The organism is Bradyrhizobium sp. USDA 241, assembly GCF_049739505.1.
Classification (GTDB): Bacteria; Pseudomonadota; Alphaproteobacteria; order Rhizobiales; family Xanthobacteraceae; genus Bradyrhizobium; species Bradyrhizobium liaoningense.
Genome location: NZ_JBMGPZ010000004.1, coordinates 833,421 through 857,838 on the forward strand (window position 1 = coordinate 833,421; position 24,418 = coordinate 857,838).

The following is a 24,418-nucleotide window of genomic DNA, read 5'->3' on the forward strand; positions in this document are numbered from 1 at the left end:
CATTCTTCGATCGTCGCTGCCGCCCGATGGATCCCGGGTTCTCGCTACGCGAGCCCCGGGATGACGCTTCGCGTCACTTCTTCACGAGCGGGCAGCGCGACTGCTCGAGCGGCTGGAACGCCTCCGCACCGGGCACCGTGGCGAGCAGCTTGTAGTCGTCCCAGCGGCCCTTGGACTCCGACGGCTTCTTCACCTCGAACAGATACATATCGTGAATCATGCGGCCGTCCTCGCGGATCTTGCCATTCTTGGCGAAGAAGTCGTTGATCGGCGTCTCCTTCATCACCTTGATCACCGCCGCGGCGTCGGTCGTGCCGGCCGCCTTCACGGCCTTCAGGTAGTGTGTGACGGAGGAATAGACACCGGCCTGCGCCGAGGTCGGCACCCGCTTGGTGCGCTCCATGAAGCGCTTCGAGAAGGCGCGCGTGTCGTCGTTGAGGTCCCAGTAGAACGCCTCGGCCAGCAACAGGCCCTGCGCGGTCTCGAGCCCGATCGAATCGATATCGGAGACGAAGGCGAGCAGCGGCGAGACCTTCTGGCCGCCCTTGGTGATGCCGAACTCGGCCGCCTGCTTGATCGCGTTGACGGTGTCGCCGCCGGCATTGGCGAGCCCGATGACTTTGGCTTTGGAGGCCTGGGCCTGCAGCAGGAACGAGGAGAAATCCGACGTGTTGAGCGGATGGCGCACGCTGCCGAGCACCTTTCCGCCGGTCTTCGTCACGACGCTGCCGGTGTCCTTCTCCAGGTCCTGGCCGAAGGCGTAATCGGCGGTGAGGAAGAACCAGGTGTCGAGACCCGACTTCACAGCCGCAAGGCCGGTCACGTTGGCCTGGCCGTAGGTATCGAACACGTAGTGCACGGTGTAGGGACCGCAGGCCTCGTTGGTGAGACGGATCGAGCCCGGGCCGTTGAACATGATGATCTTGTTGCGCGCTTTCGCAATCTCGCCGGCGGCTAGCGCGGTCGCGGAGGCCGCGACGTCGTAGATCATCTCGACGCCCTGGTTGTCGAGCATGTCGCGGGCGATGTTGGCGGAGAGATCTGCCTTGTTGAGATGGTCGGCCGCCAGCACCTGGATCTTGCGCCCCAGCACCTCGCCACCGAAATCCTCGACCGCCATTTTGGCCGCAGTCTCGCTGCCGGGACCGGTGATGTCGGCATACAGGCTCGACATGTCGAGGATGCCGCCGATCTTCAGCGGCGGCTTGTCCTGGGCCTGCGCCGCGCTTGCACTCAATGCAAAAGCGGCGGCAAAAATGCTAGGCAAAAGTCTCTTCATCGAAAACGATCTCCCTTTATCGCGCCGTACTCTGATGGCGGCTTGGTTATTGCTCTTGGCTATAGCTGTTCGCTATCGCTATTGCCGCAATCCTGCCGCATGCGCAACAGCGCAGCACGCACGCGGGTGTTGAGAGCACACGATTGCCGCGCGTTTTCCGCAAAGCGGAATGGCGAGATGCGTAAAATGCGCCTCCGCGCCGTCCTTGCGAGGAAGACTCTTCGCGGCTCACGACGCTTGAGTTATGATCCGCCCGCAACGCAACCTCTCCGGGTCACGTGACGCGACTGCTTCATCTCATCGTCGCATGTCTTCTCGTCGCGAGAAGCACCGCGCTCGCCAATCCGTGCCAGTTCGAATCCCAGGACGAAGGCCGCGTTGCCGCGATCGTCGATGCGCGCAGCGTGCGTCTCGACGACGGCCGCGAAATTCGCCTTAGCGGGATCGAGCCGACAGCGGCGACGAAGCAGGCGCTGGCATCGCTGCTCGCCGGCCGCGACGTGACGCTGCGAAGCGCTGACGACACGCCCGATCGCTACGGCCGCCAGGGCGCGCTGGTCTTCGTCGGCGGAAGCGACACGCCGGTGCAGGCGACGCTGCTCGCCCGGGGCGACGCCATGGCCTCCGCCGAGATCGCGGACAAGGACTGCGCGGCCTCCCTGATGGCGTCAGAAGCCGCGGCACGGCGCCAAAAAATTGGCAGCTGGGCTGACCCGTCGGCCATAAAAAACGCGGAAAGTCCGGACGATATTTTGGCCGAGATCGGGCGTTTTACGGTGGTCGAGGGCAAAGTCCTGTCGGTCCGGCAAGCTGGGGCAACGACCTACCTCAACTTCGGACGAAACTGGACACGTGGCTTTGCCGTGACTATTTCAAAGCGCACGCTACCGGCGTTCGAAGGCGCCGGTATCAGCCTTAAGTCCTTGGAGAATCGGCGTATTCGAGTTCGGGGCTGGGTTGAGGGGAGTACGGGGCCGCGCATCGATGTGCGCCTCGTGGGGCAGGTCGAGTTGCTGGGCGCAAACGAGCCGACAGGGGTAAGGCCTTAAGATCAGGCCAGGCACGGGTTAAGCGACGTGGATGGGGTGCTAGAACGGCACGTACGGGTTGAACGCCGCCGCCTGCGGGCGGCGCCGGCCGCGCTGTGCCTTGTTCTGGGCACGACTGCTCTCGCCGGTTGTGGCGATATGGGCCGGTTCCAGACCGCGGCGGCCCCGGCGACCGTCGTGCTGCCGAAGCCGAAGCCCGCCGTGGCGCAAACCCCCGCCACCGAGAAGGAGCACGAGCGCATCCTGGCGAGCTATGGCGGCACCTATGACGATCCCAAGCTCGAGGCTCTGGTCAGCAAGACCGTCGACCGGCTGGTCGCGGCTTCCGACCGCCCCGATCAGGGCTACAAGGTCACCATCCTCAATTCCGGCGCGGTGAACGCGTTCGCGCTGCCGAACGGCCAGCTCTATGTCACGCGCGGCCTGCTCGCGCTCGCCAGCGACACCTCCGAATTGTCTTCCGTGCTCAGCCACGAGATGGCGCATGTGCTGTCCAAGCACGCCGCGATGCGCGAGGACCAGGCCCGCCAGGCCGCGATCGTCACCCGCGTCGTCACCGACATGAGCAATGATCCCGATCTCACCGCGCTCGCGCTGGCCAAGACCAAACTCACCATGGCGAGTTTCTCGCGCAAGCAGGAGATCGAGGCCGACGGCATCGGGGTCGGCATTTCCGCCAAGGCACATTTCGATCCCTATGGCGCGGCGCGCTTCCTCTCGGCGATGGAGCGCAATGCCGAGCTGAAGGCCGGCAAGAGCTCGCATCCGCGCGCGCAGGATTTCACCTCGTCGCACCCGGCAACCCCGGAGCGCGTGCAGAACGCGCAGAATATCGCACGGCAATACACGGCGCCGGAGGGCGCCGAGCGCGACCGCGAAAGCTATCTCGCCGCGATCGACAACCTCGTCTATGGCGAAGATCCCAGCGAAGGTTTCGTCCGCGGCCGGCGTTTCCTGCATCCGAAGCTCGGCTTCACCTTCCAGGCGCCGGACAATTTCACGCTCGACAACACCGCGCAGGCCGTGATCGGCGTGCGCGAGGGCGGCGCGCAGGCGATGCGCTTCGACGTGGTGCGCGTGCCGGCCGAACAGTCGCTCGGCGACTACCTGAATTCGGGCTGGATGGAAGGCGTCGAGAAGGCGTCGACCGAGGACCTCACGATCAACGGGTTTCCGGCAGCGTCCGCCACCGCCAAGGGCGATCAGTGGCAGTTCAAGGTCTATGCGCTGCGCTTCGGCAGCGACGTCTACCGCTTCATCTTCGCGACACGGCAGAGGTCGACCGAGAGCGATCGCAACGCGCGCGAGACCGTCAACTCGTTCCGTCGCCTGACACTCGAAGAGATCCAGGCTGCGCGCCCGCTGCGCATCAAGGTCATCACCGTGCAACCCGGCGATACCGTGGAATCGCTCTCCCACCGCATGGCCGGCGTCGATCATCCCGCCGAGCGCTTCCGCGTGCTGAACGGCCTCGATCGCACCGCCCAGGTGAAGGTGCGCGATCGCGTGAAGATCGTGGCGGATTGACGTGCGCTAAGCGCACGTCATCCCGGGGCGCGCTTGGCGCGAACCCGGGATCTGGAGCCACAAGCTTCGCTGCCGTAGGGTGGGCAAAGCGTCAGCGTGCCCACCACCTCTCTATCGCTATCGCTGAAAGATGGTGGGCACGGCGCGATGCGCCTTTGCCCACCCTACGACACCTATGATGCGGCAACCGCTGAGACCTTAACGCCCGGCGTCCATGTCGCCGGCCTCGCGCTGGCCGCTGAGCCAGAGCGCGAGCAGGGTCCAGAACGCGCCCGAGAGCAGATACGCACCCGAAGCGATGACGCCGAGATTGGTGGCGAGCAGCAGCGCCACCAGCGGGGCAAAGCCGGCGCCGAACAGCCAGGCCATGTCCGAGGTCAATGCCGATGCGGTGTAGCGGTATGTCTGCCGGAAGTTCGAGGCGATCGCGCCGGAGGACTGGCCGAAGGACAGGCCGAGCAGGATGAAGCCGATCACCATGTAGATGGTCTCTCCGAACGCGCCGGCATCGAGCAGCTGCGGGGCAAAGCCGCTATAGATCGCGATCGCGATCGCCGATCCCATCAGCAGCGATTTGCGGCCGACGCGGTCGGCGATGATGCCGGAGATCACGATCGCGGCAACGCCGAACACGGCGGCGACGATCTCGATGATCAGGAAGCGCACCGGGCTCTCGCGCGTGAACAGGAACACCCAGGACAGCGGAAACACCGTGACCATGTGGAACAGCGCGAAGCTCGCGAGCGGCGCGAATGCGCCGAGCATGATGTTCTGGCCTTCGCGCGCGACAGTCTCGGAGATGCGCGAGGGCTGCAATTCGCGGGTCTCGAACAGCGTGGCGTATTCTTCCGTCGTCACCATGCGCAGGCGCGCAAACAGCGCCACGACGTTGATGGCGAAGGCGACGAAGAACGGATAGCGCCAGCCCCAGTCGAAGAAATCATCCGCGGAAAGATTGCCGGCGAAATAGGCGAACAGCGCGCTCGCCACGATCAGTCCGAGCGGGGCGCCGAGCTGCGGCACCATCGCGTACCAGCCGCGCTGGGAGGACGGGGCGTTCAGCGCCAGTAGCGAAGCCATGCCGTCCCAGGCGCCGCCCCAGGCCAGACCCTGCGCGATGCGCGCCAGCGCCAGCAGCCAGATCGCGGCGACGCCGATCTCGTGATAGCCGGGCAGGAACGCGAGCGCCACGGTGGCGGTGCCGAGCAGGAACAGAGCCGAGATCAGCTTTGCCGTCTTGCCGTACGTCCGGTCGATCGTCATGAAAATGACGGTGCCGATCGGCCGGGCCATGAAGGCCAGCGCGAAGATCATGAACGAATAAAGGGTGCCGGTCAGCTCGCTCGCGAATGGAAACACCAGGCGCGGGAACACGATCACCGAGGCGATCGCGAAGACGAAGAAGTCGAAGAATTCCGAGGTGCGGCCGATGATGACGCCGATAGCGATCTCGCCGGGACTGGCCTGGTCGTGGCCGTGCTCGCCCGTGTGGAGGTCTGCCATTGCGGGGGTCTGTGCCGTCGCCATTCGTGCGCCCTTAACGTCCTGAAAACCAAAGCCGACCGCCCGGCCGGAGGCCAGGCAATCCGGTTCTGTCTGTCCCAACATTCTGCACTGCAACATTGGACAAATTGTCCAATGTCCGGATTGTTGCGTCGCAGCTACCCGTTGCCCCCGCAAAGGAAACTCATTCTCAAAGGCTCGGCCCGTGTCTCGTCTCAAGATCCTGGCGCTACTACCCCTGGCAGTTGCACTCAGCGGCTGCAACTACGTCGTGCTGACGCCAGCCGGCGACATCGCTGCCCAGCAGCGCGACCTCGTCATCATCTCCACCGTCCTGATGCTCCTGATCGTCCTCCCCGTGATGGCGCTGACGGCGCTGTTCGCCTGGCGTTACCGCCAGTCCAACACGGCCGCTCGCTACGAGCCGGAATGGGACCACTCGACCAAGCTCGAGCTGGTGATCTGGTCGGCGCCGCTGCTGATCATCGTCTGCCTGGGCGCGCTGACCTGGATGGGCACGCATCTGCTCGATCCGTACCGCACCCTCGGCCGCATTCATGCCGACCGCGCCGTGGACCAGTCCAAGGCCCCGCTCGAGGTCGATGTCGTCGCGCTCGACTGGAAGTGGCTCTTCATCTATCCGGGCTACGGCATCGCGACCGTCAACGAGTTGGCCGCGCCCGTCGATCGTCCGATCAACTTCCGCATCACCGCCTCCTCGGTGATGAACTCGTTCTACATCCCCGCGCTCGCCGGCCAGATCTACGCAATGCCCGGCATGGAGACCAAGCTCCACGCCGTCGTCAACCACCCCGGCACCTACAAGGGGTTCTCGGCGAATTACAGCGGCGCCGGCTTCTCCGGCATGCACTTCAACTTCAAGGGCCTCGACGACACGGGCTTTGACGCCTGGATCGCCAGCGCCAAGTCGGCCGGCGGCTCGCTCGGCCGCGCCGAATATCTCCAGCTCGAAAAGCCCAGCCAGAACGAGCCGGTGCGGCGCTGGGGCACCGTCGATGCCGATCTCTACCGCCTGATCCTCAACATGTGCGTCGAGACCGGCAAGATGTGCCAGAGCGAGATGATGGCGATCGACGCCAAGGGCGGCGCCGGCCATCAGGGCCTGAACAACACGCTGCCGCTGGCCTACGACAAATACGCCCGCCGCGGCACCGCGTTTGGGCCGGAGCCGAGCTTCGTCGCCGGTACCTGCACGCCGGATGCGCCGCAGGGCAAGACCACCGCCTCGATCACGGCCCCGACCGACACCATGCCGCTCATCGGCGCCGGCCTGAAGCGGCCGTCGTTCACGCCGCTCAAGTCCTCGTCCTTCTTCCTCGGACAGCGTCCGAAGTCAGACTCCTAGTAGAGATCCCGCATGTCTCCTGATTTTCTCAAGCTCATCTTCGGCCGGCTCGGCTTCGAATCGCTGCCGCTGCACGAGCCGATCGTCGTCGGCACTTTCGTGGTGGTGGCGCTCGGCGGCGCCGCGCTGCTCGGCGGCCTCACCTATTTCCGTCTCTGGGGCTATCTCTGGCGCGAGTGGTTCACCACGGTGGACCACAAGCGCATCGGCATCATGTACATGATCCTCGGCATCGTGATGCTGCTGCGCGGCTTCGCCGACGCGCTGATGATGCGCGGCCAGCAGATGCTCGCCTTTGGCGGCTCCGAAGGCTATCTCAACGCCCATCACTACGACCAGGTCTTCACCGCCCACGGCGTGATCATGATCTTCTTCGTGGCGATGCCGCTGGTCACGGGCCTGATGAACTATGTCGTGCCGCTCCAGATCGGCGCCCGCGACGTGTCGTTCCCGTTCCTGAACAATTTCAGCTTCTGGATGACGGTCGGCGGCGCGGTGCTGGTGATGGCCTCGCTGTTCATCGGCGAATTCGCCCGCACCGGCTGGCTGGCGTATCCGCCGCTCTCGAACATCGGCTACAGTCCCGATGTCGGCGTGGACTATTACATCTGGGCGCTGCAGGTCGCCGGTGTCGGAACGACGCTATCCGGCATCAATCTGATCTGCACCATCGTCAAGCTGCGGTGCCCCGGCATGACGATGATGAAGATGCCGGTGTTCACCTGGACCTCGCTCTGCACCAACGTCCTGATCGTCGCCTCCTTCCCCGTCCTGACCGTCGTGCTCGCGCTGCTCTCGCTCGACCGCTACGTCGGAACCAACTTCTTCACGAACGATTTCGGCGGCAGCCCGATGATGTACGTGAACCTGATCTGGATCTGGGGCCACCCCGAGGTCTACATCCTGGTTCTCCCCGCCTTCGGCATCTTCTCCGAGGTCACCTCGACCTTCTCGGGCAAGCGGCTGTTCGGCTATACCTCGATGGTCTACGCCACGGTCGTCATCACCATCCTGTCGTACCTGGTGTGGCTGCACCATTTCTTCACGATGGGGTCGGGCGCCAGCGTCAATTCGTTCTTCGGCATCACCACGATGATCATCTCGATCCCGACGGGCGCGAAGATGTTCAACTGGCTGTTCACGATGTATCGCGGCCGTATCCGCTACGAGCTGCCGATGATGTGGACGATCGCCTTCATGCTGACCTTCGTGATCGGCGGCATGACCGGCGTTCTGCTCGCGGTGCCGCCGGCCGACTTCGTCCTGCACAACAGCCTGTTCCTGATCGCGCACTTCCACAACGTGATCATCGGCGGCGTGGTGTTCGGCGCGTTCGCCGGCATCAACTATTGGTTCCCGAAGGCGTTCGGCTTCAAGCTCGATCCGTTCTGGGGCAAGATGTCGTTCTGGTTCTGGGTCACCGGCTTCTATCTCGCCTTCATGCCGCTCTACGTGCTCGGCCTGATGGGGGTGACCCGCCGCCTGCGCGTGTTCGAAGATCCCTCGCTTCAGATCTGGTTCGTCATCGCCGCGATCGGTGCCCTCTTCATCTTCATCGGCATCCTCTCCATGCTGATGCAGTTCGCGGTCAGCCTGCTCAAGCGCGAGCAGCTCAAGGACGTCACCGGCGATCCCTGGGACGCGCGTACGCTGGAATGGGCGACCTCCTCGCCCCCGCCGGACTACAACTTCGCCTTCACCCCCGTCGTTCACGACAACGACGCGTGGTGGGACATGAAGAAGCGCGGCTATCAGCGTCCGCTCACCGGGTTCAGGCCGATCCACATGCCGAGCAGCACCGGCACCGGCATCATCCTCGCCGGCCTCGCCACCGCGATGGGTTTCGGCCTGATCTGGTACATGTGGTGGCTGGCGGCTGCGAGCTTCATCGCGATGCTCGCCGTCGGGATCGGCCATACCTTCAACTATCACCGCGACTTCGACATTCCGGCTGAAGACATCATCCGGACGGAGGACGCGCGCACCAAACTGCTCGCCGGAGCCAAGTAAATGACTGTCGCTGTCAATCCCTCGCAAACCGGCGAGCCGGTCTTCTATCTCGCCGACGAACATCCGCATCCGGAAGGCTGGAGCACCGCGCTCGGCTTCTGGATCTACCTGATGAGCGACTGTCTCATCTTCGCGATCCTGTTCGCCACCTACGGCGTGCTCGGCGGCAATTACGCCGCCGGGCCCGCGCCGAAGGACCTGTTCGACCTGAACCTGGTCGCGGTGAACACGTCGATGCTGCTGCTGTCGTCGATCACCTATGGCTTTGCCATGCTGACGATGCAGCAGAACAAGGTCGGCCAGACCCAGATGTGGCTGGCGATCACCGGCCTGTTCGGCGCCGCGTTCATCGGCATCGAGCTCACCGAGTTCGCCCACATGATTCACGAGGGCGCCACACCGCAGCGCAGCGCCTTCCTGTCGGCCTTCTTCACCCTGGTCGGCACCCACGGCCTGCACGTCTCGTGCGGCCTGATCTGGCTGGTGACGCTGATGGTGCAGGTCCAGAGATTCGGCCTGATCGAGGCCAACCGCCGCCGCCTGATGTGCCTGTCGATGTTCTGGCACTTTCTCGACGTGGTCTGGATCGGCGTCTTCACCTTCGTCTATCTCCTGGGAGTTCTGCGATGAACACCGATACCCACGCCGCCCATGCGGACCATCATCACCACGGCGACGGCCACGCCCACGGCACGTTCTCGACCTATCTGCTCGGCTTCGTGCTCTCGGTGGTGCTCACCGCGATCCCGTTCTGGCTGGTGATGAGCGGGGCGCTTCCGAGCAAGCAGATCACCGCGCTGGTCATCATGGCCTTCGCGGTCGTGCAGATCGTCGTGCACATGATCTATTTCCTGCACATGAACGCGACCTCCGAGAACGGCTGGAGCATGATGGCGCTGATCTTCACCATCGTGATGGTGGTGATCGCGCTGTCCGGTTCGCTGTGGGTGATGAGCCACCTCAACAGCAACATGATGCCGGTGCACCAGATGCCGGGGATGAACTGAGCGAGGCTCCGAAGTGAGCAAGACCCGGACCGTGACGAGCAAGCCAGGGGAGGAGCACAGCGAGGCTGTGCGCGCCCCTTCCTTGTGGCTCACGGCCCTCTTGCTCATCGCCTTTGTCGTTCTGATCGCGCTCGGCGTCTGGCAGATCGAACGCCGGGTCTGGAAGCTGGCGTTGATCGACCGCGTCGAGCAGCGCGTTCATGCGCCGGCGCAGCCGGTTCCCTCGCCCGCGTCATGGCCCACCATCAGCGCCGCGAACGACGAATACAGGCACGTCAGCGTCAGCGGCCGCTTCCTGCACGACCGCGAGACTCTGGTTCAGGCCGTCACCGAGGAAGGCCCGGGCTATTGGGTGCTGACGCCGCTGAAGCGCAGCGACGACACGCTGGTGCTGATCAATCGAGGCTTCGTGCCGTCCGAGCGGCGCGACGCGTCGACGCGCAGGGGCGGCAATCCCGACGGTCAGGTCGAGATCACCGGCCTGCTTCGCATGACGGAACCGAAAGGCGGATTTCTCCGGGACAACGCGCCCGAGCACAACCGCTGGTATTCACGGGACGTCGCCGCGATTGCGGCGGCACGCGGCCTTCACGACGTCGCGCCCTTCTTCGTCGATGCCGACGCCGGATCACAAGTCGCCGGCGGTCCGATCGGCGGATTGACCGTGATCCGCTTTCCCAATAACCACCTGATCTACGCGCTGACGTGGTTTGCCCTGGCTTTCATGCTGGCCGGTAAACTCTTCGTCACATTCGGCGGCGGGCTGTTCCGCCGCAAGCGCTTCGTCCACGAAAGGGCCGGCGGCTCGGATGCCGCCGCCCGCAGGACGGGATCAGATGCTGGAACGATCGTCGAGCCGACCTGACGACGGGAAAACGCTTTCCCAGACGCTTGCGCGTGACGTGCTCGCCGTCACGCTGCAGTCGCAGGCCGATGCGCGCAGCGAGCTGATCGGCACCGCTCCGACCGACGACGAGACCAACCGCAAGAACATGGCGCTGTTGATCCAGCTGCGCTGGACCGCGGTGGTCGGCCAGATCGTGACCATTGGCGCCGTGCATTTTGGCCTCGGCATCCCCCTGCCATTGGAGCGGATGGGCGCGGTGATCGGCGCGCTGGTGCTGCTCAACGTCTCCAGCCTGGTCTGGGTGCGCCATCGCGCCGCGATCACCAACAACGAGCTCCTGGTCGCCCTGATGCTGGACGTCGCCGCGCTGACCGCGCAGCTCTATCTCTCCGGCGGCGCCACCAATCCCTTCACTTCGCTGTTCCTGCTCCAAGTGACGCTGGGCGCGGTGCTGCTCGATGCCCGCTCGACCTGGTCGCTGGTCGCACTGAGCTGCGCGAGCTTTGTCTGGCTGACATTGGCCCACCGGCCGCTCGACCTGCCGCCCAATCCGCTGAGCGAGACCTATACCCTCACCGTAACAGGCATGCTGCTCGGCTTCGTGCTCAACGCCGTGCTGCTGGTGGTGTTCGTCACCCGCATCAACAGGAATTTGCGCGAGCGCGATGCGCATCTGGCGGCGCTGCGTCAGCATGCCGCCGAGCAGGACCACATCGTGCGCATGGGCCTGCTCGCCTCCGGCGCGGCACATGAGCTCGGCACGCCGCTGGCCTCGCTCTCGGTGATCCTCAGCGACTGGCGTCGCATGCCGGATCTCGCCGCCGATCAGGAGCTTGCCGAGGATCTTGCGGAGATGGAGACCTCGCTGCAACGCTGCAAATCGATCGTCACGGGTATCCTTGTGTCGGCGGGCGAAGCGCGCGGCGAAGGCTCCTCGCCGACGACGGTGACGGCCTTCGTCACGGCACTGGTCGAAGAGTGGCGCAACGCGCGTTCGGCCCGCACGCTCTACTTCGTCAATACGTTCGGCGAGGACGTCGCGATCGTCTCCGACGTGGCGTTGAAACAAGTGATCTTCAACGTGCTCGACAATGCCTATGAGGTCTCGCGCGACTGGGTCGAGCTCGTGGCCGAGCGCGAAGGCGACAATCTCGTGCTGTCGATCAGCGACCGCGGCCCGGGCTTTGCGCCGGAGATGCTGGCGCAGCTCGGCAAGCCCTACCACTCGAGCAAGGGCCGCGCCGGCGGCGGGCTCGGCCTGTTCCTGGTGGTGAACGTCGTACGCAAATTGGGGGGCGCCGTGACTGCCGAGAACCACAGGAAGCGCGGCGCCACGGTGCGCCTGACGTTGCCGCTCGCAACGCTCGCGATCGGAGGAAGTTTTGACGCCTGACCGTTCGCTCATCGTCGTCGAGGACGACGCCGGCTTCGCGCGCACGCTGAAGCGCTCGTTCGAGCGCCGCGGCTACGAGGTCGTGCTCGCCGCCTCGATCGAGGAGGTGCGCCAGGTGCTGGAGCAACGCTCATTCGGCCACGCCGTGGTCGACCTCAAGCTCGGCGGCGCCTCGGGCCTCGCCTGCGTCGAGCTCCTGCACACGCATGATCCGGACATGCTGATCGTGGTGCTGACCGGCTTTGCCAGCATCTCCACCGCCGTCGAAGCGATCAAGCTGGGCGCATGCCACTATCTGGCAAAGCCGTCGAACACCGACGACATCGAGGCCGCCTTCACCAAGGCCGAAGGCAACGCCGAGGTCGCGCTCGACGCGCGGCCGACCTCGATCAAGACGCTGGAATGGGAGCGCATCCACCAGACCCTGATCGAGACGGAGTTCAACATCTCGGAAGCGGCACGACGGCTGGGCATGCACCGGCGGACGCTGGCAAGGAAGCTCGAGAAGCGGCCGGTGAAGTGATGCAGCGAGAACGTAGCACGCGTAGGTGGTGAGGTAGGCCCTCCAGGTGCGCAAAGCGCATCTGCTTGTTGTAACCCACCACTTCTTTCGATGCGGACACTGACGTTGGCGGGTTACGCCGTGCGATTGTGCTTCGCACGATCGCACGGGCTAAAGCATGATGGAGTCAGGCTCGATCGGCGCGGGCGATTACCTCTCCCCGACGGGGAGAGGTCGGATTGCTACGGGGCGCAATTGCGCGCCTGAGCAATCCGGGTGAGGGCCGCGGCATCGACTCAACCAAGACACATTCCCCTTCAGCCCACCCTCCGAACCCAAACAAAAAGCCCGGCCGAATGGCCGGGCTTTTGATCTCTTGCGTTTGACGCGAGGCTTACGCGGCCTCGTCGGCGACGGTGGTGTCGTCGCCATCGGTGTCGTCGGTCTCGCCCTCGGCATCCGTGTCGGCTTCGCCGTCAGCGGCTTCTGCCTTGGCACTGGTGCGGCGCGGGCTCTTGGCGAGCTGGGCTTCGATCTCCTTGACCGCTTCGGTCTCGGTCGAGTGCTGCACCACCGCGATCTCGCGGGAGAGACGGTCGAGCGCCGCTTCATAGAGCTGGCGTTCGCTGTAGGACTGCTCCGGCTGCGACTCCGAGCGATAGAGGTCGCGCACGACTTCCGCGATCGCGACGATGTCGCCCGAATTGATCTTCGCTTCGTATTCCTGGGCGCGGCGCGACCACATGGTGCGCTTGACGCGGGCGCGGCCCTTGAGCGTCTCCAGCGCCTTCTTGACCAGCGCCGGATCGGACAGCTTGCGCATGCCGACATTGGCGACCTTGGCGGTGGGCACGCGCAGCGTCATCTTGTCCTTGATGAAGTTGATGACGAACAGCTCGAGCTTCGCACCGGCGATCTCCTGCTCCTCGATGGCCAGGATCTGGCCGACGCCGTGAGCGGGATAGACGACGAACTCGTTGGCCTTGAAGCCCTGGCGCTGGGTCACGACCTTCTTTTCCTCGACCTTCGGCGCAGCAGCGGGCTTGGCAGCCGGCTTCGCCGCGGCGGGAGCCTTGGCAGGCGCAGCGGCAACAGGAGCCTTCGTCGCGGGCTTGGCAGCGGGAGCCTTGGCAGCTACCGGCTTTGCAGTCACAGGCTTGGCAGCAACAGGCTTGGCGGCGGTCGCTTTCGCGGCCGGTTTGGCAGTCTTGTTAGGCATTGCGCTTCTTTTGTTCTTCGAGGACTTTGCAGCCGGCGCCTTCGTCGCGGTCCGACCCTTGGATGCGCTACGGCTGGCCGCGGCGACTTTTTTGGCCTCCTTATGGGAAGCCCTCGCTGAAGTACTCTTTTTACGCGTTTTCTGTGACACAGCCTGCGCGCGGAAACTGCCACGCCCCTGTTCGACATTTGGTTTCACGGGAACCCAGAGGGGCCAAACGGGCTGACGGGGTTCGGCTTAATGTGCCCAATATAGCACATTTCCCGCAAAAATCAATGATTTAGGGGTCTTCAGGGCTGGTTTTCGGTGGCAGCGCCGCTATTAGGGTTAAGTTTGGGCCCGAATTAGTCGCCCGAGCCCGGGTTTGGAGAAAAATATTTCTCGAACTTGCCTTCCATGCCGTCGAATTCTTTGGCGTCGGCGGGCGATTCTTTCTTCTGGGTGATGTTGGGCCAGCTCTTGGCGTAGTCGGCGTTGACCTGGAGCCACTTATCGAGGCCCGGTTCCGTGTCCGGCTTGATGGCGTCGGCGGGGCATTCCGGCTCGCACACGCCGCAATCGATGCACTCGTCGGGGTGGATGACCAGCATGTTGTCACCCTCGTAGAAGCAGTCGACCGGGCAGACCTCGACGCAGTCGGTGTACTTGCACTTAATGCAGTTTTCAGTGACGACGTAAGTCATCCAACGCTCCGAAAAGCTCTTTTAAAAGTCGCGGCTTGCGTAGCGCGGATGGCCCGGCGCCGCAAGATCGGGAAGGCCAATCATGACGGCTTTGCGCGTTTGATCGACCAAGAAGTGAATACAAGGCGCAATTAATTGCGTGTCCCGAGTTCCTCATAGAGCCCCCGTGCCGAGGCAGCATCGCCGCGGCGTTCGTTGAAGCCCGTCACCTTCAGGACGCGCACCGTGCGATCGAGTGCGATGGTGAGCACGTCGCCGGCCTTGATCGCATGCCCCGGCGATGTCTCGCGTACGCCGTTGACGCGGACATGGCCGGTGACGACGAGCTCGGCCGCGGAGGTGCGCGCCTTCACCACCCGCGCGTGCCACAGCCATTTGTCGATGCGCTGCCGTTCGGTCGTAGGGTCACTCCTTCCGACCGGACAGCTGCTCCTTCAGCGCGGCGAGCTTGGCGAAGGGCGAGTTCGGATCGGCCGGACGGTCGCGCTCGCGTGGGCCTGCGCTCGAGGCGTAGGGACGCAGCGACGGCCCACCCTGGCGGTCGCGGCCCTTGTCGCGGTCACGGCCACGGTTGTCGCGGCCCTTGTCGCGGTCTCCACCGAACTTGCCCTTGTCGCGGTTGCGATCCTTGTCGCCGCCCTTGCCCTCGAAACGACGATTCCTGTCGTCGCGGCCCTCAGGACGCGGCGCGCCGTCCGCACCGCCTTCGCGCGGCTTGCGGAAGTCCCTGCCGCCATCGCGGCGACCGCCGCCGTGACGATGGCGCTCGCCAGGCTTGGCGCCTTCAGCCGCTTCGCCCGGCGCGGCCGCGGCACCTTCGGCACCGGCCTGCGGACGCGGCTGATGGTGACGCTGGTGGCGATGGCGCTCGTGGCGCGGCTTGCGATCCTCGTGACGGCCAGCCGGGCGCCAGACCTCGACCAGTTCGGGCTCTGCCGGCGCGACTGCTGCCTCAGGCGCGGCAGCGTCGGGCGCTGCCGCGGCTTCGGTCGCTGCCGTCTCGGCGGCGGCGGCTTCGAGGCCGGCGGCCTCCGGGGAGGTCGCAGCCTCTTCTGCCGGCGGCGCAATGCCGGGGGCATCTTCGGGCGTGACGGGGGTCTCGGGAGACGCTTCGAGCGCCGGCTCCTCACGGGCGGGCTCGTCGTGCGGCTCCATGCCGGGCGCGTCTTCGACCGTGACGGACTGGTCAGCGGCTTCGGTGGAGACGGTCGTCTCCGCCGGCAGGCCGGCCACGGCCTCCGTCGAGGTCTCCGCGCTGCCCTCGGCGGGCGGCGTCTCGGCCGCAACCGTTTCGGCAACGACAGGCTTTGGCGGCAGCGGCGGACGCTTCTCCATGCGATAGCCGAGCGCGCGCAGCACGGAGGCGAAGTCTTCGCCGGCTGATCCCGTCAGCGAGGTCATCGCCTGCGTCACCACGAAGCTGCGGCCGTCGAATGCGCCGACGGGCTTTTCGCCGGGCGAATTCTCGCGCCACGCCAGCGCCGGGCGGATCAGATCGGCCAGCCGCTCCAGGATGTCGACGCGCACGGCGCGCTCGCCGGCCTGCTTGTAGCCGAGCACGCGATAGGCATCGCGCGGCAGAGCCTTGTCGACCGGGAACGAGGTGCGGCCCGACGACGCCAGATGCTGCGCGCCCGAGAGCGCGGAGAGATCGACATTATCCTGCTTCAGCGCCCAGAGCAGCGCAGCGAGCGCGCGCGCGGCGGGCTTGAGCAGGCCGGGGAAATAGATGTGGTAAGCGCCGAAGCGGACGCCGTATTTCCGCAGCACGGCGCGCGAGGACTGGTCGAGATCCTTCAGCTCGTTCGCGATCCTGGGGCGCTCGAGCACGCCGAGCGCCTCGACCAGCTGATAGGCGATGCCGCGGGCAATGCCGGTGACGTCCTCGGCCTTCGACAGCTCGAACATCGGCCCGAGCAGTTTTTCGATGTGCGTCTTGACCCAGAGCTCGAGCCGCGCCTGCACCTTGTCGCGCGGGCCGCCGGTCAGGCGCTCGTCGGAGATGATGCGGATGCGCGGATGCAGCGCGTCGTCTGCGGCAGACAGCCGCGCCACGGCATCGCCGGTCCAGCGGATGATGCCTTCGGAGGTCAGCACGAACTGCTCGTCCGGCGCGTTGCCGAGCTTCTCGGCGCGCGCGTTGATCTCGCCGGCGAGCACCGCTTGCGCTGCGGCCTGCAAGGCTTTCGCATCGGAGCCTGCTTCCGCCGCATCCGGTGCAAAGGTGAAGCCGTCGAGGCGGCCGATGACATGGCCTTCGACGATGACTTCGCCGGTCTTGCCGATTTCAGTATTCAAGCTCGTGTTCTCCCGCAGGCGGCGCATCAATACACTGGTCCGGCGATCAACGAAACGCTCAGTCAAGCGTTCATGGAGCGCATCCGATAATTTATTTTCGACCTCCCGCGCGATCCCCTGCCAGCGTTCGGGGTCTCTCAGCCAGTCCGGGCGGTTCGCGACGAAGGTCCAGGTGCGGATCTGGGCGATTCGGGCCGACAGCGTGTCGATGTCGCCGTCGATGCGGTCGGCCTGGGTGACCTGGGACTCGAACCAGGAATCGGGAATGCAGCCCTTCCGCATCAGGAAGCCGTACAGCGTCGTCACCAGCTCGGCATGGGCGGCCGGCGACAGTTTTCTGTAGTCCGGGACCTGGCAGGCTTCCCAGAGCCGTTCCACGGCGGCCTTGCCATGCGCGATATCGCGCACCTCGCCGTCGCGGGCGGCGTGGTCGAGCACGCGCATGTCCTCGGCGATCGGCGCGCGCGTCAGCGCCTCGTGGCCGGGGGCGAGGTTCAGCGACACCTGGAGCGCGCCGAGCGAGGAGAAGTCCAGCTTCGAATTGCGCCATTGCAGCACCTTCACGGCATCGAAGGTGTGGTTCTGCAGCGCGTTGACGAGTTCGGGCTCGAACGGCGCGCAGCGGCCCGTGGTGCCGAAGGTGCCGTTGCGGGTGGCGCGGCCGGCGCGGCCGGCGATCTGCGCGAATTCGGACGGCGTCAGGCGGCGGAACTGGTAGCCGTCGAACTTGCGGTCGGAGGCGAAGGCGACGTGGTCGACGTCGAGATTGAGGCCCATGCCGACAGCATCGGTGGCGACGAGATAGTCGACGTCGCCGTTCTGGAACATCGCCACCTGCGCGTTGCGGGTGCGGGGCGAGAGCGATCCCAGCACCACGGCGGCGCCGCCGTGCTGGCGGCGGATCAGCTCGGCGATGGCGTAGACTTCATCCGCCGAGAACGCGACGATGGCGGTGCGGCGCGGCTGGCGGGTGATCTTGCGGTCGCCGGCGAATTCGAGCTGCGACAGCCTGGGACGCGTGATCATGGACACGCCCGGCAGCAGCCGCTCGATGATCGGGCGCATGGTGGCGGCGCCGAGCAGCAGCGTCTCGTCGCGGCCGCGACGGTTGAGGATGCGATCGGTGAAGACGTGGCCGCGTTCGAGATCGGCGGCGATCTGGACCTCGTCGACGGCGAGGAAGGAGACGTCGAGGTCGCGCGGCATCGCCTCGACGGTGGAGACCCAATAGCGCGGGTTCTTCGGCTTGATCTTCTCTTCGCCTGTGACCAGCGCGACGCTGGCTTCACCGGCCCTGTCGGCGATCTTGTTGTAGACCTCGCGCGCGAGCAGGCGCAGCGGCAGGCCGATCATGCCCGAGGGATGCGCGAGCATCCGCTCGATGGCGAGATGGGTCTTGCCGGTGTTGGTCGGCCCGAGCACCGCGGTGACGCCGGCGCCGGGCACGCGATCGGAAGGTGCGCGCTCGGAGGCGAAGGGGGAGGAGGAAAAAGCCATGTCTGGGGGATTAGGTAATGGCGATTTGGGCGAATGTCAGTGCTGCATGAGGCGGGCCGGGGGCCGGGTGTCGGCCAAGTGTCCGAACGCTGCGCTGGCGCCCAGCACTCCGCCGTCATGCCCCGGCTCGACCGGGGCATCAAGCACGCCGCGGCCCCTCCGCTCAACCACAACCGCCTCGGCGTACTGGATCGCCCGGTCAAGCCGGGCGATGACACCGAGCGCGTGAAAGCGCCCTCGCCAAATCCCGCGCAACTGTCTCACTTTGCGACGCTTTTCCCGTTCGCCTTAAGCTTCGGAACGACTCTAGAACGAATCGCGGCCGAATCGCTGACTCCCCGTTGAGTCCCGTTCCGTTCTCGCAACATGTCGCGGGACTCGTGCTGGTTGTGCACTAGATGGAGGTTCGGACCGCCGCACAAGCGGCCGTATCAGTTAAAGCTGGGGACGGCGCGGAGTCGAATCAGAATCGGGAAGGAGTCAAATGGATTCCCGTTGTCTCGCTCTGCCGTCATGCCCGGGCTTGTCCCGGGCATCCACGTTCTCGGCCCGGCGCAGCAAGGACGTGGATGGCCGGGACAAGCCCGGGCATGACGCAGGTGCTGGGGCCGGACGCTTTTTTTTCGCGAAAACAACCCCATGCACACTAGGGAAGTCATTGATTTTACGAAGATTCTCCTACCCTCCCCTGGAGGGGGAGGGTCGGCGCACAGGGAGCGCAGCGACATGGGCGCCGGGGTGGGGTGATCTCTCCACTCGGGCAGTCCCCGTGGGGAGACATCACCCCACCCCGCTCGCGCTGCGCGCGATCGACCCTCCCCCTCCAGGGGAGGGTTAAGAGCCCTACTGCGTCTTGGCGACGCGCGGGGGCTGGGCCGAGGTGATGAAGCTTGTGGCTTCCAGCATGGCGGGGCCGAGCGGCGTCGGCATTTTCAGCCAGAACGGGACCAGGATGCGCGTGCCGGCGACGGGGGCGAAGGCGATCTCGATGTTGCGCTGGGCGGCGAGGTATTTGATCACGGGACGATCGGGGATGTAGCCGGCGACAGGCACGAAATAGAGCGAGCACACCACGACCGGGCCCTTGTACCCCTTCTCCGCCTTCACGGTCTCCATGCGCTTGAAATCGAGCTTGAGGTCGTAGCGCATGCGGCCGTCGAACACCGGCGCGCCGATGTGGCAGGCCTCCGGCGAGACGGGATCGCCAGTGCCGGGCACGCGCAGCAGCGAGGCCGTCATGGGGTCCCAGACGCCGCGGCGATGCGCCTCGGTGACGACGATGCGATCGGGATCGACCGGCGGTTCGGGGAGGATCGCAAAATCCTTCACATTGCCCTTGTCGAGGGTGATGCGGATCTCTTCGGTCTTCTTCTGGGTGGTGGTGGAAGCCTGGTAGCCGGTCGCCACCAGCGCACCGTTGACGACGCGGCCCTGCGAGGCGCCGGTGCCGGAGCCGCCCGTGAACGACTTCAGCAGCCCCGTGGTGCCGCCCGCGGCCGCCGCCGAAAACACGTCGTCCTGGATATCGATGTTCCAGGCGCCCTTGCCGACGGGAATGCCCGCCAGCGAGGCCTCATATTGCGCCTCGAGCTTGCCCTGCGCCGCGGCCGGCACCGCGCCCCACGCCAGGGCCAGCGCACAAAGCGCCATCAGCCAGCCGGCCAGGCGCGGACGGGCTGAGCGCAGCTTTTGCGCAAAAGGAGGCGTTGCAAGCACGAAACAATCCGATCGGGGGCGCGATGCGCTGTTACTTAAACCAAAAACCGCGGCAAACAATGTGTCCGGACGTATCCGCCCCGGAACTCCCCCTGATCTTTCGGCGGCGAATACGCCCTTTATGTGATGGTAAGACGCGCTAAACACTGCCGTTTTGGTGATCGGGAGGTAACCCACTCTCCCCATGTTCCACTGTCATGCCCCGGCTCGCCGTCTTCGCTAAAGCTTCGCCGGCCGAGCACCGCTGTGGGCCCGGCGGAGCCTTGCGGAGACGGGACCGGGGCATCCAGTACGCCGCGGCCCCTCGCCTCCAGCCGCGCCGCCTCGGCGTACTGGATCGCCCGCCCTGGTGCGCAATTGCGCACCAGGGCGGGCGATGACACCTCGCGTGGGGGCAAAGCGCGGGGTACGAATCCCCGCCCAAAAACTTGACGTCCCGCCCCTTCCCCCCTATACGTCCGCCCGCTCCCTGCAAGGACAAGAGAATTTGCCCCCGTGGCGCCCCGAATGGCGGCCGCAGATCGTTGGGGGTTCAGGATAAGGATTTTTGCCATGTCTCGCCGCTGCGAACTGACGGCCAAGGGCCCCCTCGTCGGCCACAAGGTCAGCCACTCCAACATCAAGACCAAGCGCCGCTTCCTGCCGAACCTCGTCAACGTGACGTTCATCTCGGAAGCGCTCGGCCGCAACGTGCGCCTGCGCGTCTCCACCAACGCGGTCAAGAGCGTCGACCACAATGGCGGCCTCGACCCCTTCCTGCTCAAGGCCAACGCCGACAACCTGTCGCCGCGCGCCCTCGAGCTGAAGCGCGCCATCCAGAAGAAGGTCGGCGACACCGCGCCGGCGAAGCAGGCGAGCTGAGTTTTCGGAAATTGGGCGGGGGCTAAGTCGCGTGGCGTAGGCTTAGCCGAGTAGAGTTTGCGTTGCGGCCGGATCGGAAGATCCGGCCGTTTTTGTTAGACCTATTGGTAGTTGTACGACGGTTGTCTGCTCGCATTCGGCTCCGCTATGCTCATGACAAGCACATACGTTGGGGGCGAGGCGACTGACCGACCTTACACCGGAGCTATTGCACCAAATTCTCGCCGGAGATCCGGACGAATTGGACGTTCATTTGCGTCTTGTTGAGCGCGACGTCGCGCTCCAAGATTGCAAAGTCAGATTGCATTGCCATTGCCTCACGGTCGACGCCAACGGCCGAATCAAGATTGCTAGGCTGGCAGAATTTATGCGGGCGATGCTCGCCGATTACGCTATTCCCAAAAACAAGATGCAAGCGGCACGCGCGCGCGATTCCAAATATCATTCAACAGGAGCCGTGATCCAGCTCCATCACGAGGCGCTCAATCTATTCACTCATCTCGCACAGACCGGGGAAGGCGGCGAGATGTTGCTCTATCTGCTGTCTGAACGCTTCCTCAAGATGCCTCAGGTATTGTGCAAAATGGATCTCAAGACTGATACCTCTATGCACTATCACGGATCTGATGGTGTGTACGCTCGCGTAACTTCCGAAGGAGTTATCAAGCTGTACTGGGGTGAGTCCAAGATTTACGGCGACGCTTCGGAAGCCATAAGAGACTGCCTCTACAGCCTATCTCCATTCCTGCTTGAGCCTGACGCAGAACATGCCGGGCGCGAGCGCGACCTTCTACTTCTAAGTGATAAAGCCGATCTCAGCGACGAGACTTTGACCAAAGCATTTCGTCGATATTTCGATAGGACATCTCCACTTTCGAACCGCGTTCAGTACTGTGGTGTTGCACTAGTCGGATTCGATGCCGACTTCTATCCGAACGAGAATACTGCCGTCACCGCGGATGAGATTGCCTCATCTGCGAAATCAGCTCTCGCAAAATGGAGCAGGCAGATTGGAAATCGAATCTCCAAAGAGAAGCTCGCAAACTTTGAGATTGAATTTCTCTGCGTCCCCATGCCGTCTGCTGCCGCCTTCAGAGATTCCTTCCTGACAGCTTTGGGCAAGAAATGAAGCCAGCCGAACTACATCAATGGCTACTATCTGATGGGATCAGAGAAGACCTAGAACTTGTAACTAGGGCTACTGTTGTATCCGAATTAATCGGCTCACCGCCCGACCACGACGACTTAGCTCGAATCAAAGAACTAGACTGGGAGCGCCTACTCCTTGCGGGAAGCTTACTCGCACGAGCCACCGAACGCACCCCGATCGAAGCAGCTCTCAGGATCACAACCGCCGCATTGAGCCTACCCACCCCAACAAGGATACACGATGCCGGCGTCATTCTACTTCAGAAACTATCGAACTACCGAGCTGCTGACTTAGCGATACAACGCCATCTTCTGGAGCCTGGTCTGGCTGGACGGCTCGGCGCTTCGGCCAGACTAGAAGCTTTTACCAGAGAGCTTAACAATTCGATCCTGATCGAACACTCGGGCGAATGGCTCAGCGTCAATCCATTTGGAATCGAGCACGCAACCCGCAAAGCTGGATATCGGCTTCCGCCCCCACAGCGTCAGGAAAAACATTCCTGGTTCTACAATGGCTCATTGACGAGATGAAGGCCAGCGGCGCGACCATCGCCGTCTATCTCGCGCCCACACGAGCGCTAGCCCGTCTTATTCGCGAGAGGGCGCCTGAGAGGCTGGCGAGCGTGGTGTAAAGCGCTGATGCGGCGTAGGATTCGGTTGCGAAGCCACCCCATCACCTTCAACCGCGAACGCCACGCCCGCCATGACCGATGATACGATTTCAGACCACTATCGAGAAGCAAGAATTCAACACAAATAAAACCTCTGCCTCGCGCTCGATCTCTTCATGCTTGATAGTCTCGTTTCGGAGGCTGAGCACCTACCGCGTCTAATAGGCCGCTCGCGCCGGTTTCTTTGGACGCGGCACGACCGCGACTCCACATTTCGGCACAGAAATGATCGGGAGTCACTCAATCTTTCTTCAACTTAACCCGTCTTATTCGTAAGAGTGCGCCTGAGGGGTAAAGCGCTGATGCGGCGTAGGATTCGGTTGCGAAGCCAACCCCATCACCTCCAACCGCGAACGCCACGCCCGCCATGACCGACGATACGATTCCGCCCTTCTCGTTTCCAGCCGTTCACGCCAAGAAAGTCACAGCTGCCTTCGATGGTGGGCGCCTAACCTCGAACGGGGGCGTGATGCTTCTGGCGATGGCCGAGCGGCGTCTCGGTTTGGCCAACAATCTGGCCCGGGTGTTCCCGGATCGGCGCGATCCGACGCGGGTCGTGCACAGCCTGGTCGATATGTTCCGCGCTCGCATGTTCGCGATCTGCTGCGGCTACGAGGACGCCGACGACCTCGATCATCTGAGGTCCGATCCGGCATTCAAACTGGCCTGCGGTCGCCTACCGGACACGGGCCGGGATTTGTGTTCCCAGCCGACGCTGTCGCGGCTGGAGAATGCTCCGCGCCTGCGCGACGTGATCCGGCTGACCTACACTTTGGTCGACGCATGGATGGATAGCTACCCGCGCGAGCCGGCATCCGTCACGCTCGACATCGATGATACCTGCGACGTCGTCCACGGCCATCAGCAGCTCTCGCTGTTCAACGCTCATTATGACGAACGCTGCTTCCTGCCGATCCACGTCTACGACACGGAGAAGAGCCGGCCCGTGGCGGTCGTGCTGAGGCCCGGCAAGACGCCGGGCGGCGTCGAGGTGCGTGCCCATCTGCGCCGCCTGGTACGGCATATCCGGACGCGATGGCACAACACGCAAATTACGTTCCGTGGCGACGGGCACTATGCCCGGCCGGAGGCAATGGCGTGGTGCGAGACCAACGGCATCGACTACATCTTCGGTCTGTCCGGCACCAAGCCTCTCGCCAGAAAAGTCGACGAGGTCGCCGACGACATCCGCACGCGACGCGCCATCGAGAACCTGCCGGTTCTGCGTGGCTATACCGAGACGCGCCACAAGGCAAAGTCCTGGGATCGCGAACGGCGCACCGTCGCCCGTATTGAGGCGACGATGCTCGGCCTCGACATCCGTTTCGTCGTCACCAGCCTCGATGTCGGCTCGGCCGAGTGGATCTACGACAGCCTGTATTGCGCGCGCGGCCAAGCCGAGAATCTGATCAAGCTGCATAAGACGCAGCTCGCCTCCGATCGCACCAGCTGCCGTTCGGCGCTCGCCAACCAGGTCCGTCTCGTGCTCCATACGGCCGCTTATTGGCTGATGCTGACCGTGCGCGACGCCATTCCCAAAGCCCGGGAATTGGCCGCTGCCGAGTTCGCGACGCTGCGTCTTCGGCTCTTGAAAATCGCCGCCCGTGTCGTCGAGACCACGAGCCGCATTCGCCTTGCGTTTGCCGCGGCATGTCCCGAAGCCGACCTGATCTGCGGCTTGCCCGGCGCGCTGCTGCCGCTCGGTCCTTGACCGGCGGGGCGTCCGCCCCCGTTCGCCCAACCCATCCCTCAAGCGCGTTGCAAAGTACCGATCGTCAGGCGGCGAAAAGCCGAAGGCAATCCTGTGCGCCTCGTCAGACAAGATGTGCGGCCGCATCAAT

21 protein-coding genes are annotated in these 24,418 nt (G+C 64.4%); 14 read left to right on the plus strand and 7 right to left on the minus strand.

Annotated elements, in window-relative coordinates; genetic code table 11:
* Positions 1-73: 73 nt before the first annotated feature.
* The gene (locus tag ABIF91_RS13725) at positions 74-1,279 is read right to left on the minus strand and encodes an ABC transporter substrate-binding protein (RefSeq protein ID WP_035694624.1); all 1,206 of its coding nucleotides are present in this window, start codon (positions 1,277-1,279) and stop codon (positions 74-76) included.
* Positions 1,280-1,557: 278 nt separating this feature from the next.
* Here ABIF91_RS13725 and ABIF91_RS13730 point away from each other — a divergent pair, with 278 nt between their 5' ends.
* Together ABIF91_RS13730 and ABIF91_RS13735 are read left to right on the plus strand one after the other, a co-directional pair.
* Positions 1,558-2,328, plus strand: a complete 771-nt coding sequence (locus tag ABIF91_RS13730; RefSeq protein WP_028176906.1) for a thermonuclease family protein — start codon at positions 1,558-1,560, stop codon at positions 2,326-2,328.
* A 138-nt stretch (positions 2,329-2,466) separates the two neighbouring features.
* Positions 2,467-3,855 carry a M48 family metalloprotease gene (locus ABIF91_RS13735; protein ID WP_028176907.1) on the plus strand — a complete coding sequence of 463 codons (1,389 nt, stop codon included), beginning with the start codon at positions 2,467-2,469 and terminating at the stop codon, positions 3,853-3,855.
* Between the two features lie 198 nt (positions 3,856-4,053).
* Here ABIF91_RS13735 and ABIF91_RS13740 read toward each other — a convergent pair whose 3' ends face one another.
* Positions 4,054-5,382, minus strand: a complete 1,329-nt coding sequence (locus tag ABIF91_RS13740) for an MFS transporter (protein ID WP_028176908.1) — start codon at positions 5,380-5,382, stop codon at positions 4,054-4,056.
* A gap of 181 nt (positions 5,383-5,563) precedes the next feature.
* On the opposite strand from ABIF91_RS13740, the gene cyoA reads away from it, so the two are divergent.
* Genes cyoA through ABIF91_RS13775 form a run of 7 tightly spaced genes read left to right on the plus strand, consistent with a single transcriptional unit; the run spans position 5,564 to position 12,504 of the window.
* The gene (cyoA, locus tag ABIF91_RS13745) at positions 5,564-6,724 is read left to right on the plus strand and encodes a ubiquinol oxidase subunit II (RefSeq protein WP_028176909.1); all 1,161 of its coding nucleotides are present in this window, start codon (positions 5,564-5,566) and stop codon (positions 6,722-6,724) included.
* 12 nt (positions 6,725-6,736) lie between these two features.
* The gene (gene cyoB / locus ABIF91_RS13750; RefSeq protein ID WP_028176910.1) at positions 6,737-8,734 is read left to right on the plus strand and encodes a cytochrome o ubiquinol oxidase subunit I; all 1,998 of its coding nucleotides are present in this window, start codon (positions 6,737-6,739) and stop codon (positions 8,732-8,734) included.
* Positions 8,735-9,364: a cytochrome o ubiquinol oxidase subunit III gene (gene cyoC / locus ABIF91_RS13755; protein ID WP_028176911.1), complete on the plus strand. Its 630-nt coding sequence runs from the start codon at positions 8,735-8,737 to the stop codon at positions 9,362-9,364.
* The gene (gene cyoD, locus ABIF91_RS13760) at positions 9,361-9,741 is read left to right on the plus strand and encodes a cytochrome o ubiquinol oxidase subunit IV (RefSeq protein ID WP_028176912.1); all 381 of its coding nucleotides are present in this window, start codon (positions 9,361-9,363) and stop codon (positions 9,739-9,741) included. The genes cyoC and cyoD overlap by 4 nt, the downstream gene beginning before the upstream one ends.
* A 13-nt stretch (positions 9,742-9,754) precedes the next feature.
* The gene (locus ABIF91_RS13765; RefSeq protein WP_028176913.1) at positions 9,755-10,606 is read left to right on the plus strand and encodes an SURF1 family protein; all 852 of its coding nucleotides are present in this window, start codon (positions 9,755-9,757) and stop codon (positions 10,604-10,606) included.
* Complete coding sequence (locus ABIF91_RS13770) at positions 10,578-11,981, plus strand: ATP-binding protein (RefSeq protein WP_028176914.1); 1,404 nt, start codon at positions 10,578-10,580, stop codon at positions 11,979-11,981. The genes ABIF91_RS13765 and ABIF91_RS13770 overlap by 29 nt, the downstream gene beginning before the upstream one ends.
* A complete protein-coding gene (locus ABIF91_RS13775; protein ID WP_028176915.1) occupies positions 11,971-12,504 on the plus strand; it encodes a response regulator transcription factor in 534 nt (177 codons plus the stop codon). The genes ABIF91_RS13770 and ABIF91_RS13775 overlap by 11 nt, the downstream gene beginning before the upstream one ends.
* Positions 12,505-12,877: 373 nt before the next feature.
* Here the strand turns inward: ABIF91_RS13775 and ABIF91_RS13780 are convergent, their stop codons facing one another.
* From ABIF91_RS13780 to ABIF91_RS13795, 4 genes are all read right to left on the minus strand, one after another.
* On the minus strand, positions 12,878-13,702 hold the full coding sequence (locus tag ABIF91_RS13780; protein WP_284279975.1) for a CarD family transcriptional regulator: 825 nt from the start codon (positions 13,700-13,702) through the stop codon (positions 12,878-12,880).
* Between the two features lie 344 nt (positions 13,703-14,046).
* Positions 14,047-14,385, minus strand: a complete 339-nt coding sequence (gene fdxA, locus ABIF91_RS13785; RefSeq protein ID WP_028176917.1) for a ferredoxin FdxA — start codon at positions 14,383-14,385, stop codon at positions 14,047-14,049.
* A gap of 131 nt (positions 14,386-14,516) precedes the next feature.
* Complete coding sequence (locus ABIF91_RS13790) at positions 14,517-14,768, minus strand: RNA-binding S4 domain-containing protein (protein ID WP_063709768.1); 252 nt, start codon at positions 14,766-14,768, stop codon at positions 14,517-14,519.
* 22 nt (positions 14,769-14,790) lie between these two features.
* Positions 14,791-18,180: a helicase-related protein gene (locus ABIF91_RS13795; RefSeq protein ID WP_424579197.1), complete on the minus strand. Its 3,390-nt coding sequence runs from the start codon at positions 18,178-18,180 to the stop codon at positions 14,791-14,793.
* 33 nt (positions 18,181-18,213) lie between these two features.
* On the opposite strand from ABIF91_RS13795, the gene ABIF91_RS13800 reads away from it, so the two are divergent.
* Complete coding sequence (locus ABIF91_RS13800) at positions 18,214-18,525, plus strand: hypothetical protein (protein WP_080659863.1); 312 nt, start codon at positions 18,214-18,216, stop codon at positions 18,523-18,525.
* 498 nt (positions 18,526-19,023) lie between these two features.
* Here ABIF91_RS13800 and ABIF91_RS13805 read toward each other — a convergent pair whose 3' ends face one another.
* Positions 19,024-19,833 (minus strand): DUF3108 domain-containing protein, encoded by an 810-nt coding sequence (locus ABIF91_RS13805; protein ID WP_424579366.1) that lies wholly within the window; start codon positions 19,831-19,833, stop codon positions 19,024-19,026.
* Positions 19,834-20,448: 615 nt separating this feature from the next.
* Here ABIF91_RS13805 and rpmB point away from each other — a divergent pair.
* The 4 genes from rpmB (at position 20,449) to ABIF91_RS13825 (ending at position 24,288) form a co-directional block, all read left to right on the plus strand.
* Positions 20,449-20,757 carry a 50S ribosomal protein L28 gene (gene rpmB, locus ABIF91_RS13810; protein ID WP_028176922.1) on the plus strand — a complete coding sequence of 103 codons (309 nt, stop codon included), beginning with the start codon at positions 20,449-20,451 and terminating at the stop codon, positions 20,755-20,757.
* A 241-nt stretch (positions 20,758-20,998) separates the two neighbouring features.
* Positions 20,999-21,886 (plus strand): HamA C-terminal domain-containing protein, encoded by an 888-nt coding sequence (locus ABIF91_RS13815; RefSeq protein ID WP_284279969.1) that lies wholly within the window; start codon positions 20,999-21,001, stop codon positions 21,884-21,886.
* A gap of 430 nt (positions 21,887-22,316) precedes the next feature.
* Positions 22,317-22,538, plus strand: a complete 222-nt coding sequence (locus ABIF91_RS13820) for a DEAD/DEAH box helicase (protein ID WP_424579198.1) — start codon at positions 22,317-22,319, stop codon at positions 22,536-22,538.
* A gap of 406 nt (positions 22,539-22,944) precedes the next feature.
* Positions 22,945-24,288 (plus strand): IS1380-like element ISBdi2 family transposase, encoded by a 1,344-nt coding sequence (locus ABIF91_RS13825; protein ID WP_208086440.1) that lies wholly within the window; start codon positions 22,945-22,947, stop codon positions 24,286-24,288.
* The last annotated feature ends 130 nt before the right edge of the window (positions 24,289-24,418 follow it).